Raw genomic sequence first — 13814 nt, forward strand, 5'->3', positions numbered from 1 at the left:
TCGGGCATGGTGATGTTGTCGAGAAAGCTGCGGCGGCGCATTGCTCAGGCCAACTGGCGCACATCCTCCGCGAGTGCGCGGTAGGACAGCGCTTCGGCCAGATGCAGCCGGCCGATCTTGTCGGCACGATCGAGATCGGCCAGCGTGCGCGCCACCCGCAGCACGCGGTGATAGCCGCGCGCCGACAGCCGCATGGTCTCGGCGGCGTCGCGCAGCAGCTTCTGGCCTTGCGCATCCGGCTTGGCGATCTCCTCCAGCACCGAGGCCGGCGCTTCGGCATTGGTGCGAACCTTCGGCAGGCCGGCGTCCGCGTAGCGTGCGAGCTGGATGTCGCGCGCGGCGGCCACGCGCGCGGCGACTTCGGCCGAGCCCTCCGCCGGCGGCGGCAGGATCAAATCGGCCGCGGTCACGGCGGGAACCTCGATGCGCAGGTCGATACGGTCCATCAGCGGCCCCGAGATGCGGGCCTGGTAGTCGCCAGTGCAGCGATCGATGCGGCCGCGCTTGCAGGCATAGCCGGGCTCGAACGCATTGCCGCAGCGGCACGGATTCATCGCCGCGACCAGCATGAAGCGTGCGGGATAGGTGACGCGGTGATTGGCGCGGGACACCGAGACCTCGCCGTTCTCCAGCGGCTGGCGCAGCGAATCCAGCACGCGCGGATCGAATTCGGGGAGCTCGTCGAGGAACAGCACGCCCTGATGCGCGAGCGAGATCTCGCCTGGCCGCGCCCGCATGCCGCCACCGGTGAGCGCGGCCATGCTGGCGGAATGATGCGGCGATCGAAACGGCCGCCGCGCCGTCAGTGCGCCGCCCTCGATCTCGCCGGCGACAGAGGCGATCATCGAGACTTCGAGCAACTCGCCCGGTGACAGCGGCGGCAGGATCGAGGGCAGGCGTGCCGCCAGCATCGATTTGCCGGCGCCGGGCGCGCCGATCATCAGCAGGTGATGGCCGCCGGCGGCCGCGATCTCCAGCGCGCGCTTGGCGCTCTCCTGGCCCTTGATGTCGCGCAGGTCGAGCGGCGAGGCGGCGGCTTCATGCACCTTCGGCACCGGCCGCGACAGCACCTGCGTTCCCTTGAAATGGTTGGCGATCTGGATCAGCGAACTTGCGGCGATGATCTGGATGTCCGGGCTCGCCCATGCCGCTTCCGAGCCGCAAGCCGCCGGACAGATCAGCCCCTCCTCGCGCACATTGGCGCCGATCGCGGCGGGAAGGACACCGGCCACCGGTGCGATCGATCCGTCGAGGCCAAGCTCGCCCAGAACCGTGAAGCCGGTCAGCGCATCCGGGGGGATCGCGCCGATCGCCCCCATCAGCCCGAGCGCGATCGGCAGGTCATAATGGCTGCCCTCCTTGGGCAGATCGGCGGGCGCGAGATTGACGGTGATCCTGCGCGCCGGCAGCGCCAGCCCAGAGGCGATCAGCGCCGAGCGGACCCGCTCGCGCGCCTCCGACACCGCCTTGTCCGGGAGACCGACGATCGCGAAGGCCGGCAGACCGGGCGCGACCTGCACCTGCACGTCGACCGCACGGGCCTCGATCCCCTCAAAGGCGACGGTAGAAACCCGCTGAACCATGCCCGAACCAGCCTGCCCTTTTGCACAATTAGGGGTAGCAGAGCGGGCCAGTTCTTGCAAGAACAATACGGGAACGGGTCGAGAGGGCCGGAAGGCCTTAACCGATCGTAAACACGTCGAAGACACTACGCCTCGAATGCAAGCTGCTCTGCTCAGCACATTCCAACGAATGTCCGCTACTCCTAGGCTGCGGGATGGGCCGTGGTCTAACGGGTGAACAATTCAGATGCTTGCAAATCGCCGGAGAAGCGAACGACGGATGTGCACGCGGCTCGCCAAGATTCATTTTGGCGCGGGTTCGCTGCCGCGGGACTGCACGATCACGGATATTTCGGATGGCGGCGTGAAAGTGGTGGCGGAATTTCTGGAAGTGCCGCCGCAATTCACCATCATCTTCGCGCCCGACTATTCCCGGCAGTGCCGCCTGCGCTGGCGCATCGGCTGCGAGTTCGGCGCTGAATTCACCGACTGAGCTTTCGGAAGCGCCCCGCCTTAACGGGACTTTAGCGTTAATCGGTAAGCATCTCTGATCAGTCGCCGAGTGATCAGAGTATGTCCAAGCGTTTGTCCGTCGCCTCTCCTCCGGCGAGATATCTGTTTTCCGCACTTCTGATCTTGGCCTTGGGCGGCTGTCAGACCACCGGCATCGAGGACATCACCGGCGCGCTCGGCGGAAAATCGGACACGGCTGTCAGGGCCGAGGCCAAGCCAGACGTGAGGCCGGACATGGACGCGCTGCGCGAGCGCTATCGCGCCAAGCCTGGCGATCCCAACGTCGCGCTCGAATATGGCAAGGCGTTGCGCCAGACCGGCCAGCGCGCGCAGGCGCTCGCGGTGCTGGAGCAGGCCGTGCTTGCCCATTCCAGCAACAAGGCGCTGCTCGCCGGCTATGGCCGCGCGCTCGCCGACAGCGGCAGTTTCCAGCAGGCGTTCGACGTCCTCGGTCGCGCGCATTCGCCCGAGGATCCCGACTGGCATATCCTGTCGGCGCAGGGCGCCGCGCTCGATCAGCTCGGTCGCAACGAGGAGGCGCAGCAATACTACGCCGCCGCACTGAAAATCGTGCCGGACGAACCGTCGGTGCTGTCCAATCTCGGACTGTCCTACATGCTGCAGAACAATCTGCCGCGGGCAGAGGAAACGATGCGCCGCGCGCACGAGCGCAATCCCGCCGATCTCCGGGTGCGCGCCAATCTCGCGCTCGTGCTGGGACTGGAAGGAAAGCAGGCCGAGGCCGAAACCATCGTGAAGGCGGACCTGCCGCCGGATCAAGCGGCGGCAAAGGTCACAGCGCTGCGGCAATTGCTGGTGAAGAAGCAGCAGCGGGCGGAGAAGTAGCCCGCTCATTCCTGAGCTCGACAGATTGAGCCTCGCCGAGCGCACCGAGGGAGGTGCATTCCCTCCCCCCTTGTGGGGGAGGGCTAGGGAGAGGGGTAGCCCAGGAAAAAGTGCTGATTGGTGACGATGCATCGAATGGGTGCGCGACGGAAAGAGTCCCCGTGTAGCACCCCCTCCCTGCCCCTCCCCCACAAGGGGGGAGGGAACGGAGAGAGCTCAGCTCTTGTCCCTACGACGCCTTGCGATGCGGGGCTGACGCGCGCCCCGACCTGCCCTTCAGCTTCTTCAGCAGCGGCCCGAGCAGCGAGCGCTTCGGCTTCTTCACCTCGCCGCGCCCGGCGAGGCGGTTCGCCATGTTCTGGAACAGCTCGGTGGTGCGGTGGCTCTTGGAGACCTCCGCGATCATCTGGCCGTTGTTGGCCGCGGTCGAGAACAGCTTTGAATCGAACGGGATCACCGCGATCGGCTGGCTCTCCATGGTTTTGGCGAATGCCTTGACCTCGATCTCCGCCCGCTTGGGCATGCCGACCTGGTTGATGCAGTAGAGCGGTGGCCGGTCGTTCGGCCGCGCCGCCTTCAACACGTTCAGCATGTTCTTGGTGTTGCGCAGGTTCGCAAGATCGGGCTCGGCCACGATCACGATGTCGTCCGCGTTGACCAGCGCACGCCGCGTCCAACCCGACCATTGGTGGGGAACGTCGAGCACGATGCAGGGCGTCGTCATGCGCAGCGTGTCGAACACCGCATCGAAGGCCTCCGCGCCGAAATCGTAGACGCGGTCAAGGGTGGCAGGCGCAGCAAGCAGGCTGAGACGCTCGGTGCATTTGGAGAGCAGACGCTCCATCAGGGCCGTGTCCGGCCGATCCTGCGACAGCACCGCATTGGCGATGCCCTGCACCGGGTCCTGATTGTAGTCGAGGCCCGCGGTGCCGAAGGCGAGGTCGAGATCGATCACGACGGAATCGAGCGCGAGGTCGCGGGCGATGGTCCAGGCCACATTGTGCGCGACGGTAGAGGCACCGACACCGCCCTTGGCGCCGACCACCGCGATGACGCGGCCGGTGATGATGGTTTCGGACGCCGAGAACAGGCTGCAGATCGAGCGGACGACGTCGAGCGTTTCGACCGGTCCCACCACATAGTCGTTGACGCCGCGGCGGACCAGCTCGCGATAGGGCGCGGTGTCGCTGGGATTGCCGATCACCACCACACGAGTGCCGGGATCGCAGACACCGGCGAGGTCGTCGAGGCCCTCGAGAATGTCGCGCGTGCCGTCGGATTCGATCACGATGACGTTCGGCGTCGGCATCGTTTCATAGACTTCGATGGCCGCAGCGAGGCCGCCGTCCTTGGCGGTGAGATGCGCCTTGGCGAGACGGCGATCCTGCCCGGCCGCGGTCACCGCGGCGAGCGTCTGCTCGGTCTCGCAAAAGGCTTGCACGGAGATGCGAGGAACCGGCGCAATGTGTTCCTCGGGGTGCTGCGGATCGTCCGCTTCTTCGTCGTGGACGCGTGTCATCTGCCTGTATCGCTGAGTTTGGCCTTGTCGGCGTCTGAATTGGTGGTCGCGATCGGCATGCCCTTGCGATAGCGCTCGAAGGCGATGTCACGCCGTGCGTTATAGGCTGGCGTCTCGGACCGCGGCTGCTCGAGGTCGGCTGGATTGTCGATCATTGCCGCGAGGTTGCGCTGGCTGGCGCAGCCCAGATTGAAATAGGGCTGGTTCTCGTTGTAGCCGGGGTCGAGGATGGAGGGGCCGATATCTTCCGGCCACAGCCCGCAGGGGCCGGCGACTGCGGCGATCCGGGAATAGCTCAGGCGGATGGTGGGCAGTAGTCCGGGATCCTCCGGCCGATAGGGATGCTGGACGATGGCACGCGAGGGCACGCCGACGGATGCGAGCACGGAACGGATCTCGTGATAGGTCGCTGCCGCCGCCCGCGAATTCGCGGCGTTGGCGGGGACGTCGACGACCACCGAGCCGGTGCCTTCGCGCACCCAGTCCCGGGCAATGCCGGCGACGTCCGCGTGCTGCGCGGCCGAGAGGCCGCCGCGAGCCTTGCCGACGAAGATCACGATCGACTTCTTGGCTTCCTCGACCGCGATCGGGTGACGCTGGCGATAGTCGGTCGGCACCGTCTGGGTGACGATCTCGCCGGTGGTGTTGCAGGCGCCCAACATGACGGAGAGCCCCGTCAGCGCCAGCGCGACGCTCAACCTGCGACGTCGATCGGCCATGGTCTTCGTCATCGCTTCATCCCTCGTGCCCCGTCTCTCGCCCGTCTCTGCCGCTTGCCCCAAGTCGTCCGTTCGTCATCAGTCGATGATGAAGCCGAAATCACCGGGCGTGCCCGCGATCGGATCGACGCGGCGCGCGATGCCATAGAGGCGGTTCATGCGGCCGAGCAGCGCCGTCTGGGCGTCAGAGGCCGGCGCGAAGCCGTCGTCGGGCCGGGACAGTTCCTTCTGAGCCACCGCGCGCACCACATAGGGCGTCACGATCACCATCAGCTCGGTCTCGTTGTTGACGAAGTCCTGGCTGCGGAACAGCGCACCGATGATCGGCACCTGGTCGACGCCAGGCAGGCCGTTGATCGCCTGTTTGGTCTGCTGCTGGATCAGGCCGGCCATCGCCATCGAACCGCCCGAGGGAATTTCCAGCGTCGTTTCGGCGCGGCGGGTCTGGATCGAGGGGATGGTGATCGAGTTGCTCGAGCTCGAGGACAGCGCCTGGGTCACCGTGATGGCGCTCTGGTTCGATAGCTCCGACACCTCGGTCATCACGCGCAGGCTGATCCGGCCCTCGCTCAGTACGACGGGGGTAAAGTTCAGGGAGATGCCGAACTTCTTGTAGGTGATCTGGGTGGTACAAACGTGGGTGACGGGATCGCAGGCGTAGCCCGACGGAATGGGGAATTCGCCGCCGGCGATGAAGGTGGCGGATTCGCCGGAGATCGCGGTCAGGCTCGGCTCGGCGAGCGTGCGCATGACACCGGCGCTTTCCATCGCGCGCATCGTGGCGCTGACGGTCGCGAAGCCCTTGGTGATGCCGGCCACACCTAATCCGTTGTTGCTGACGATCGGTCCGCCGCTGACCGAGAACGGGTTGGAATTGTTGAAGTTCACCACCGCGGTGCCGGCGTTCAGGCTGGCGCTGAGATCGACGCCCAGCTGCTTGACGATATCGCGGCGTACTTCGCCGACGACGACCTTGAGCATCACCTGGTCGCGGCCGCGCACGACGATGTTGTTGACCACCTTCTCGGAGCCGCCGACCAGTTTGGCCGCGACGTCGCCGGCCTGCTGGGCCTCGACCGGGCTCGACACCGAGCCGGTCAGCATCACGCTGTCGCCGACGCCTTCGATTTGCACGCCCGGCAGCGCCTGACGCAGCGCCGTGCGCATGCCGTTGAGATCGCGCTTCACCGCGATGTCGTAGGCGGCCACCTGCTGGCCGTCGGCAGCGAAGAACACGACGTTGGTCTGGCCGACCTGTCCGCCGATGATATAGGCGCGTTGGGCCGAGCGGATCACGGCATTGGCGATCTTGGGATCGGCGACCAGCACATCCTTGACGTCGCGCGGCAGGTCGATGACGGCGGACTTGCCGACGCCGAGCGACAGGAAGCGCGTCTTCGCCGGCACGATCGTCCCGACCGGCGACACATCGAGATCCGCTGCCTGCATCGGCGCCTGGTCGCCGACCGGCGCATCTGCAGCGCTGACGACATCGGGGGCTGCGAGGAGCCCCAGGATCAGCATCGTCCCCGTCCAGAACGAGCGCGCGCGATTCCCCCGAATGCGCATGCCCGTCCGATCATCCCCGTAGTTCATCATGTCCCCATCACTTCTGTGACGTCAGTTGCCGCGCCTGTACGCCGTAGCGGATCACGTTGATCCCGGCGGACCGCTTGCTCGCCTGGTCCTCGGGCGTACTGTCGACCGAGTTGGCATCGACGATGCTGCGCAGCGCGAGTGTCAGCGTGCCGCCCTGGCGCGCTGCCGATAGCGCGGCGACCTGGTCGGGTTTGAGCTCGAGCGTGACGGTCCTGCCGACGACGGCGTTCTGGCCGTCCTTTTCCTTCGGCGCCTGGTCGATCGCGAGCACGCGGATATTGGTCAGGATCGCTTCGGACAGGATGAGGTCGTTACCGCCGGCCCCGTCAGGATTCTTCAAGCGGCGGGTCAGCACGATGTCGACGCGGTCATTCGGCAGGATGAAGCCGCCGGCGGCAGTCTCGGCTGAAATCTCGGTGGAGACCGCGCGCATGCCCGACGGCAGGATCGCGGCCATGAAGCCGGAGCCGTCGGCCTTGACCAGCTTCTGCTCGCGGATCGGCTCGCCCTGCATCAACGGCACGCGTGCGATCGAGCCTGCGATCTGGATTTGCGCCTCGGGCCTGTTGTCGCGGCGGATGAAGGCGCTGCTCGCGGTCGCCGCCGGCCAGACCTGCCATTGCAGGTCCTCGGGCTTCACGGCCTGACCGAGCTGGATGTCGTTCTTGGCGACCAGGACCTCGACCGTCGGCAGCTTTTCGGCGACAGGAAGAACGGGCGCGGGCTTGTTGTCATAGCCGCTCGCCAGATACGCAGCGACGCCGCCGGCGCCCAGTGCGATGACGAGAACGACAATGCGTGCGGTGTTCATACGCTTCTACTCTTACGCGGGGCACTCGAACCGCACCTGGCGGGTTCCCCGTGTCGATGAGTAGGCAGTAAAAGTATAAGCGGTGTTGCGAGGCCGAATGTGATCGACGGCCGCGCTGTGGTCTTTCGGCAGATGGTGAACGTCGCGTTAGCCGGTCGGCCACTGGCCCCGTAGTTTCACGCAGTCGCGGCCCATGCATTCGAACGATGCGCCGCCGCGTCGTGGTGAATGGGTGGTTAGTGATGGGTGGGGTGATGCTTGGTGCCGGCATGCAGTGAGATGGAAACAACGCGCCACATCACCGCTGTCGTCCTGGCGAAAGCCAGGACCCATTACCACCGCGATGAGTTGTTAAGGAGGTGATCGCTTCGATGTTCGTCAAACTGGCAGCCGGGGTAATGGGTCCTGGCTTTCGCCAGGACGACATTGAGGCTACAAGCCGATGCCTACCTCGCCCGCTTCTGCTCGATCACGTCCCAGAGCTTTGCGGCAACGTCGGGTCCGCCGAGCCGCGCGATGGCGCGGATGCCGGTCGGCGAGGTCACGTTGATCTCGGTGAGATTGCCGTTGATGACGTCGATGCCGACGAACAACAGCCCGCGCTCGCGCAGCGCCGGGCCCACGGTGGCGCAGATCTCGCGCTCGCGCGGCGTAAGCTCGGTCTCCTGCGCTGCGCCGCCGCGCACCATGTTGGAGCGGAGGTCGTCGGCGGCCGGCACGCGATTCACCGCGCCGGCGAACTCGCCGTTGATCAGGATGATGCGCTTGTCGCCGTGCTTGACCTCGGGGATGAACTGCTGGATCACCCAGGCTTCCTTGAAGGTCACCGAGAACATGTCGAACAGCGAGCCGAAATTCATGTCCTGCGGCATCACGCGGAACACCGCCGCGCCGCCATGGCCGTGCAAGGGCTTCATCACGACGGCGCCATGCTTGTCGCGAAACGCGTTGATCTCGTCGAGGTCGCGCGAGATCAGCGTCGGCGGCATCAGCTGCGGGAAGTTCATCACGAACAGCTTTTCCGGCGCGTTGCGCACCGAGGCGGGGTCGTTGACGACGAGCGTCTTCGGATGGATGCGTTCGAGAAGGTGCGTCGAGGTGATATAGGCGAGGTCGAACGGCGGATCCTGGCGGAGCAGCACCACGTCGAAGCCGTTGAGCGCCTCGCGCCTGGGTTCGCCCAGGGTGAAATGATTGCCGGGCTCGTCGCGCACGGTGAGGAGCTGAACCGGAGCGACGATCTCCTCGCCGACCATCGAGAGCTTGTCGGGCGTGTAATAGGACAGGCCGTGGCCGCGCTTCTGCGCCTCCAGGAGCAGCGCAAAGGTGGAATCGCCCTTGATGTTGATGCGGGCGATGGGGTCCATCTGGACGGCGACGTTCAGTTTCATGGTCTGCCTTTCAGGTCGAGGCGTCGAATGCCGCCAACACATGGCGTGGAAGTGACCGCGGCGCAATCAGCATGGCATCGAATCGCATTTCAAATTCCGCATGCTCGGGATGCGCGACGAGCCAGCCTTGCGCGGCATCGATGATGCGCTGCTGCTGGCGCGGCGTCACCGCGAAGGCGGCGTCGTCCAGCGTCGCGCGCGCCTTGACCTCGACGAAGGCGATCAAATTGCGGCGGCGCGCCACGATGTCGATCTCGCCATGCGGCGTGCGGTAGCGTTTGGCGAGGATGCGATAGCCCTTGGCCATGAGATAGGCCGCGGCGCGGCTTTCCGCGGAGATGCCGGTGCGAAACGCGGCGACGCGCTCGGGCGAGGCGATTTTCGGTTCCGTCGGGACCTCAGCCTTCGCCATCGCCGCCCCGCAACTCCTTGGCAAGCTCGAGCGCGCGGGCATAGACATCGCGGCGCGGCCGGCCCGAGAGCGCGACCGCATGCGCCACCGCATCCTTGACGCTGTTCGCGGCGAGCTGCTCGCGCAGGACACCGTCGAGCGCATCCGATGTCAGCATCTCGGCATCCGCCGCAGGCGGAGCGATCACCAGCACGAATTCTCCGCGCGTCTCCAGCGTGTCGGCGCCGCGCGCGAGCTCACGCAACGTGGCGCGCGAAATCTGCTCGTGCAGTTTCGTCAGCTCGCGGCAGATCGCGGCTTCGCGGCTCCCCATGATCTCGGCAAGCTCGGCGAGCGTGTCCTGCACGCGGTTGCCGGAATCGAACATCACCAGCGTCGCATCGATGCGCGCAAGCTCAGTCAGGCGAGATCGTCGCGCCGCCGATTTGGCCGGCAAAAACCCTTCGAAAAAGAAGCGGTCGGTCGGCAGCGCGGCGACCGACAGCGCCGCCAGCACCGAGGACGGACCGGGGAGCGCGTAGACCGCGTGGCCGGCCGCGCAGACCTCGCGCACCAGCTTGTAGCCGGGGTCCGAGATCAGCGGCGTGCCGGCATCCGACACCAGCGCGATCGAGCCGCCCTGCGACAGCCGTTCCAGGATCTTCGGACGGGCCGCTTCCGCATTGTGCTCGTGATATTGCTTGAGCTGCGCGGAGATGTCGTAGCGCTCGGTCAGACGCCGCGTGATGCGGGTGTCCTCGCAGGCGATGACATCGACCCCGGCGAGGGTCTGCAGCGCCCGCAGCGTGATGTCGCCGAGATTGCCGATGGGGGTCGCGACCAGGTGCAGGCCCGACGCGGCCTTCGGCGCGACAAGCCGATGGGCGTCGATGGAGAAACCGCGCGAGGCGGGCTCCGTGATCTCGGGTGTATTTATCGGGGACGGCTTTGCGCGCATAATCAAACGAACTTAGGCATGATCCCCGGAGCTGGGAACCGGTCCCCGAAAAAAGATCGTGCCTGGGCAAGGGGCGACAAGGGGCGAGGAAGGACTGGAATGTGATCCATTCGGCATCACATACAGCAGGGAATGAAGCGTCAGCGCCATATTCGTGGCGGAAACGCCGCCTTGATGCTGGGTGACGGACGGCGGACAGCTAGCCAGAACTTGAGAGGAAGCCGCGTTAAGCGGGCATTATCCTTTTGTTTGAGTTAACTATTTGCCGACAATATGCCTGAATCCATGGCCGGTGTCGTGGAAAGAATGTCGTGACCGGCTGGCGACGGTCGGTCGGAAGAGAAACTGTCATGACGGGCCCACGTGATCCCAGATCCTCCTTTTCGGAGGAGTCTCCCGTTCAGGGGCCCCTGATGTCAGGGGCGACCCGGCGAAGCGCGCTCGGTCTGTTGCTCGGCGCGCCGCTGCTGTCGGCCTGCGCCGGCGTGCAGCAGAGCCTGAGCCAGTTCTCCAATCCGTTCAGCAGCTCCTCCCCGCCTCCGGCCCAGCCGGCCGGCCCGCCGCAACAGGCGACGACCGCCGGCACCGGCGGGGTGAAGGTTGCCGTGATCCTGCCGCTCTCGGCATCCGGCAATGCCGGCCTCGCCGCGCAGTCGATGCGCAACGCCGCCGAGATGGCGCTGGCCGAGTTCCAGAATCCCAACATCCAGCTCCTGATCAAGGACGACAATGGCAGCCCGCAGGGCGCGCAGGCCAGTGCGCAGCAGGCGGTGGACGAGGGCGCCGAGATCATCCTGGGGCCGCTGTTCGCGCAATCGGTGCCTGCGGTGGCGCAGATCGCGCGCACGCGCGGGATCCCGGTGATGGCGTTCTCGACCGATTCCAGCATTGCCGGCCGCGGTGTCTATCTGCTGAGCTTCCTGCCAGAGTCCGACGTCAACCGCATCGTCGAATATTCCGCCAGCATCGGAAAGCGCTCCGTCGCTGTGCTCGTGCCCGACAATGCTTATGGCAACGTGGTCGAGGCCGCGGTGAAGGCGGCGGTGCCGCGCCGCGGCGGGCGCATCGTCGCGTTCGAGAAATACGGCGCCGATCGCGCCACGCCGGCCCGGACCGTGGCGCAGCAGCTCGGCAGCGCCGATGCGCTGTTCATCGCCGATGATGGCGATGCCGTCGTCGCGGTCGCCGATGCGATGAGCGCGGCGGGGGCGAATCTGCGCAATATCCAGCTGCTCGGTACCGGCCTGTGGGACAGCCCGCGCGTCTATGCCAGCTCCAGCTTGCAAGGCGGCCTCTACGCCGCGCCGGACCCGGCCGGCTTCCGCGCCTTCTCCGGCCGCTATCGCACCAAATATGGCGCGGAGCCCGTGCGCACCGCGACGCTCGCCTATGACGCCGTCGCCCTGGTCGCCGCGCTGGCGCGCACGCAAGGCACGACGCGCTTCTCATCCGACGTGCTCACCAATCCGTCCGGCTTTGCCGGCATTGACGGCCTGTTCCGCTTCCGCGCCGACGGCACCAACGAGCGCGGCCTCGCGGTGATGAAGGTCACGACGGGCGGCGGCGTGGCCGTGGCGGGCTCGCCGAAGAGTTTTGGGGCGTAGTTCAAGATGACGGTGCCGTAGGGTGGGCAAAGGCGCGCTTTGCGCGCCGTGCCCACCATCTTTCTGCACATGTGGTAAAAATGGTGGGCACGCTTCGCTTTGCCCACCCTACGACAGCTCGCTACGCCGCCAGATCCGCGACCACCGCGTCCAGCACCGGAAAACCGCTGCTGGTCACGCGCAGCCGTCCCGTTGCATCCACCGTGATCGCGCCTTCTTCGCGCAGCAGCGTGATGCGCTTGGGATCGAGCGAGCGGCCTGACAGCGCGCGGTAGCGCTCGGGGTCGATGCCCTCGACGAGGCGCAACCCCATCAGCAAAAATTCGTCGGCGCGCTCTTCGCTGTTGAGGAGATCGTCGGTGACGACGCCGTGCCCGTTGGTCTCGACCCGCATCACCCAGGCTTCGGGACGCTTCTCGGTAGCGGTCGCGTGCCTGATGCCGTCGATGTCGAGCCGGCCATGGGCACCGGGGCCGATGCCGGCATATTCCTCGCCGCGCCAGTAGACCAGATTGTGCCGGCACTCGGCGCCCCGCCGCGCGTGATTTGAAATCTCGTAGGCGGGCAGGCCGAGCTTGTCGCAGGTCTCCTGCGTGACGTCGTAGAGCGCGCGTGCGACCGCTTCATCCGGCGTCTTCAGCTTGCCGGCTTGATGCAAGCCGAAGAACGGCGTGCCTTCTTCGATCGTCAATTGATAGAGCGACAGATGCTCGGCCGCCTCGTCGATCGCGAGACGCAATTCATCGGCCCACATCGCCGGCGTCTGGTCGGGACGGGCGTAGATCAGGTCGAACGAATAACGATCGAACGAGCGGCGCGCGATGGCGACGGCATCGAGGGCCTCGCGCGCGCTGTGCATGCGGCCGAGCGCTTTCAGCGAGGCATCGTCGAGCGCCTGCACGCCGAGCGAGACGCGATTGACGCCGGCGGCGCGATAACCGGCGAAGCGCGTGGCCTCGACGCTGGTCGGGTTTGCCTCCAGCGTGACTTCAACGTCTTTCGCCACGGTCCAGTGCTTGCCGATGGCGTCGAGCACAGCGCCCACGGTTGCAGGCTGCATGAGCGAGGGCGTGCCGCCGCCGAGAAAGATCGAGGTGACTTCGCGGCCGGGCGCGCGCTCGGCGGTCGTCGCGATCTCACGCGCGAATGCTGACGCAAAACGCGCTTCGTCGATCGCGGCGTGACGGACATGGCTGTTGAAGTCGCAATAGGGGCACTTCGACAGGCAGAACGGCCAGTGCACGTAGACGCCGAAGGCTTCCTTAGCGCGGCTCAAGGCAGATCTCCGCCAGTTTCACGAAGGCGCGGGCACGGTGCGACAGGCCGAGACCGAGCGGCGGCAGGCCGTGCTTTTCGATGCTTTCCATTTCGCCGAAGGTGCGGCTGTGGCCGTCGGGCAAAAATATCGGGTCGTAGCCAAAGCCGGCGGTGCCGCGCGGCGGCCACACCAGCGTGCCGTCGACGCGCGCCTCGACCTGTTCGAGATGATCGTCGGGCCATGCAACGCACAGCGCGGAAACGAAATGGGCCTTGCGCTTGGCGGGCGTGGTCGCGCCGCGCTCCTGCAACAGCCGTTCGATCTGCGCCATCGCCGCGGCAAAATCCTTGTTCGGCCCGGCCCAGCGCGCCGAGTAGATGCCGGGCGCGCCGTCGAGCGCGTCGACCACGATGCCGGAATCATCGGCGAAAGACGGCAGCTTGGTCGCCTGCGCTGCCGCGATCGCCTTGATCGCGGCGTTGCTGCGGAAATCGTTTCCGGTCTCTTCCGGCTCCGGAAGATCTAATTCGCCGGCCGACACCGCCTCGATGCCGTAAGGCGCAAGCAGCTCCTTCATCTCGGCGAGCTTGCCGGGATTATGGGTCGCGATGACCAGCTTTCCGGTGATTCGGCGATGCATCGG

General features: G+C 66.2%; 13 protein-coding genes. 3 read left to right on the forward strand and 10 right to left on the reverse strand.

Going from position 1 to position 13814, the window contains the following annotated elements:
• Positions 1 to 44: 44 nt before the first annotated feature.
• Positions 45 to 1583: a YifB family Mg chelatase-like AAA ATPase gene (locus ABIB80_RS04075; RefSeq protein WP_354127085.1), complete on the reverse strand. Its 1539-nt coding sequence runs from the start codon at positions 1581 to 1583 to the stop codon at positions 45 to 47.
• Between the two features lie 226 nt (positions 1584 to 1809).
• Between ABIB80_RS04075 and ABIB80_RS04080 the strand changes: the two genes are divergently transcribed.
• Both ABIB80_RS04080 and ABIB80_RS04085 read left to right on the forward strand, forming a co-directional pair.
• The gene (locus tag ABIB80_RS04080) at positions 1810 to 2055 is read left to right on the forward strand and encodes a PilZ domain-containing protein (protein WP_007598461.1); all 246 of its coding nucleotides are present in this window, start codon (positions 1810 to 1812) and stop codon (positions 2053 to 2055) included.
• An 80-nt stretch (positions 2056 to 2135) separates the two neighbouring features.
• On the forward strand, positions 2136 to 2921 hold the full coding sequence (locus ABIB80_RS04085; RefSeq protein WP_007598466.1) for a tetratricopeptide repeat protein: 786 nt from the start codon (positions 2136 to 2138) through the stop codon (positions 2919 to 2921).
• A 229-nt stretch (positions 2922 to 3150) separates the two neighbouring features.
• On the opposite strand, the gene ABIB80_RS04090 is transcribed toward ABIB80_RS04085, so the two are convergent.
• The 7 genes from ABIB80_RS04090 to rsmI all read right to left on the reverse strand — a co-directional run bounded on the left by ABIB80_RS04090 (position 3151) and on the right by rsmI (position 10309).
• Entirely contained in the window at positions 3151 to 4440 is a 1290-nt protein-coding gene (locus tag ABIB80_RS04090) for a CpaE/TadZ family protein (protein ID WP_007598467.1), read from the reverse strand.
• Positions 4437 to 5171, reverse strand: a complete 735-nt coding sequence (locus tag ABIB80_RS04095) for a CpaD family pilus assembly protein (protein WP_007598468.1) — start codon at positions 5169 to 5171, stop codon at positions 4437 to 4439. Before ABIB80_RS04095 ends, ABIB80_RS04090 begins: the two co-directional genes overlap by 4 nt.
• Positions 5172 to 5237: 66 nt before the next feature.
• On the reverse strand, positions 5238 to 6755 hold the full coding sequence (locus ABIB80_RS04100) for a type II and III secretion system protein family protein (RefSeq protein WP_088941362.1): 1518 nt from the start codon (positions 6753 to 6755) through the stop codon (positions 5238 to 5240).
• A gap of 10 nt (positions 6756 to 6765) precedes the next feature.
• Positions 6766 to 7569: a Flp pilus assembly protein CpaB gene (gene cpaB / locus ABIB80_RS04105; RefSeq protein WP_007598472.1), complete on the reverse strand. Its 804-nt coding sequence runs from the start codon at positions 7567 to 7569 to the stop codon at positions 6766 to 6768.
• A 446-nt stretch (positions 7570 to 8015) separates the two neighbouring features.
• The gene (gene gshB / locus ABIB80_RS04110) at positions 8016 to 8960 is read right to left on the reverse strand and encodes a glutathione synthase (protein ID WP_007598473.1); all 945 of its coding nucleotides are present in this window, start codon (positions 8958 to 8960) and stop codon (positions 8016 to 8018) included.
• A 10-nt stretch (positions 8961 to 8970) separates the two neighbouring features.
• A complete protein-coding gene (locus ABIB80_RS04115) occupies positions 8971 to 9372 on the reverse strand; it encodes a YraN family protein (protein WP_007598474.1) in 402 nt (133 codons plus the stop codon).
• Positions 9359 to 10309 (reverse strand): 16S rRNA (cytidine(1402)-2'-O)-methyltransferase, encoded by a 951-nt coding sequence (rsmI, locus tag ABIB80_RS04120; RefSeq protein WP_219681937.1) that lies wholly within the window; start codon positions 10307 to 10309, stop codon positions 9359 to 9361. The genes ABIB80_RS04115 and rsmI overlap by 14 nt, the downstream gene beginning before the upstream one ends.
• Before the next feature lie 350 nt (positions 10310 to 10659).
• Between rsmI and ABIB80_RS04125 the strand changes: the two genes are divergently transcribed.
• Positions 10660 to 11913: a penicillin-binding protein activator gene (locus ABIB80_RS04125; RefSeq protein ID WP_371261329.1), complete on the forward strand. Its 1254-nt coding sequence runs from the start codon at positions 10660 to 10662 to the stop codon at positions 11911 to 11913.
• A gap of 121 nt (positions 11914 to 12034) precedes the next feature.
• Here the strand turns inward: ABIB80_RS04125 and hemW are convergent, their stop codons facing one another.
• Together hemW and rdgB are read right to left on the reverse strand one after the other, a co-directional pair.
• Positions 12035 to 13189 carry a radical SAM family heme chaperone HemW gene (hemW, locus tag ABIB80_RS04130; RefSeq protein WP_007598480.1) on the reverse strand — a complete coding sequence of 385 codons (1155 nt, stop codon included), beginning with the start codon at positions 13187 to 13189 and terminating at the stop codon, positions 12035 to 12037.
• Positions 13176 to 13811 carry an RdgB/HAM1 family non-canonical purine NTP pyrophosphatase gene (gene rdgB, locus ABIB80_RS04135; protein ID WP_007598481.1) on the reverse strand — a complete coding sequence of 212 codons (636 nt, stop codon included), beginning with the start codon at positions 13809 to 13811 and terminating at the stop codon, positions 13176 to 13178. Before rdgB ends, hemW begins: the two co-directional genes overlap by 14 nt.
• Between the last annotated feature and the right edge of the window lie 3 nt (positions 13812 to 13814).

It is taken from the genome of Bradyrhizobium sp. i1.15.2, from assembly GCF_040548425.1.
In the GTDB taxonomy this organism is placed as follows: domain Bacteria; phylum Pseudomonadota; class Alphaproteobacteria; order Rhizobiales; family Xanthobacteraceae; genus Bradyrhizobium; species Bradyrhizobium canariense.

Bases quoted from the DNA above. Each gene is read 5' to 3' on its own strand.
- ABIB80_RS04075 (WP_354127085.1), bottom strand. From the start codon at position 1,583: ATGGTTCAGCGGGTTTCTACCGTCGCCTTTGAGGGGATCGAGGCCCGT.
- ABIB80_RS04080 (WP_007598461.1), top strand. From the start codon at position 1,810: ATGCTTGCAAATCGCCGGAGAAGCGAACGACGGATGTGCACGCGGCTC.
- ABIB80_RS04085 (WP_007598466.1), top strand. From the start codon at position 2,136: ATGTCCAAGCGTTTGTCCGTCGCCTCTCCTCCGGCGAGATATCTGTTT.
- ABIB80_RS04090 (WP_007598467.1), bottom strand. From the start codon at position 4,440: ATGACACGCGTCCACGACGAAGAAGCGGACGATCCGCAGCACCCCGAG.
- ABIB80_RS04095 (WP_007598468.1), bottom strand. From the start codon at position 5,171: ATGACGAAGACCATGGCCGATCGACGTCGCAGGTTGAGCGTCGCGCTG.
- ABIB80_RS04100 (WP_088941362.1), bottom strand. From the start codon at position 6,755: ATGAACTACGGGGATGATCGGACGGGCATGCGCATTCGGGGGAATCGC.
- cpaB (WP_007598472.1), bottom strand. From the start codon at position 7,569: ATGAACACCGCACGCATTGTCGTTCTCGTCATCGCACTGGGCGCCGGC.
- gshB (WP_007598473.1), bottom strand. From the start codon at position 8,960: ATGAAACTGAACGTCGCCGTCCAGATGGACCCCATCGCCCGCATCAAC.
- ABIB80_RS04115 (WP_007598474.1), bottom strand. From the start codon at position 9,372: ATGGCGAAGGCTGAGGTCCCGACGGAACCGAAAATCGCCTCGCCCGAG.
- rsmI (WP_219681937.1), bottom strand. From the start codon at position 10,309: ATGCGCGCAAAGCCGTCCCCGATAAATACACCCGAGATCACGGAGCCC.
- ABIB80_RS04125 (WP_371261329.1), top strand. From the start codon at position 10,660: ATGACGGGCCCACGTGATCCCAGATCCTCCTTTTCGGAGGAGTCTCCC.
- rdgB (WP_007598481.1), bottom strand. From the start codon at position 13,811: ATGCATCGCCGAATCACCGGAAAGCTGGTCATCGCGACCCATAATCCC.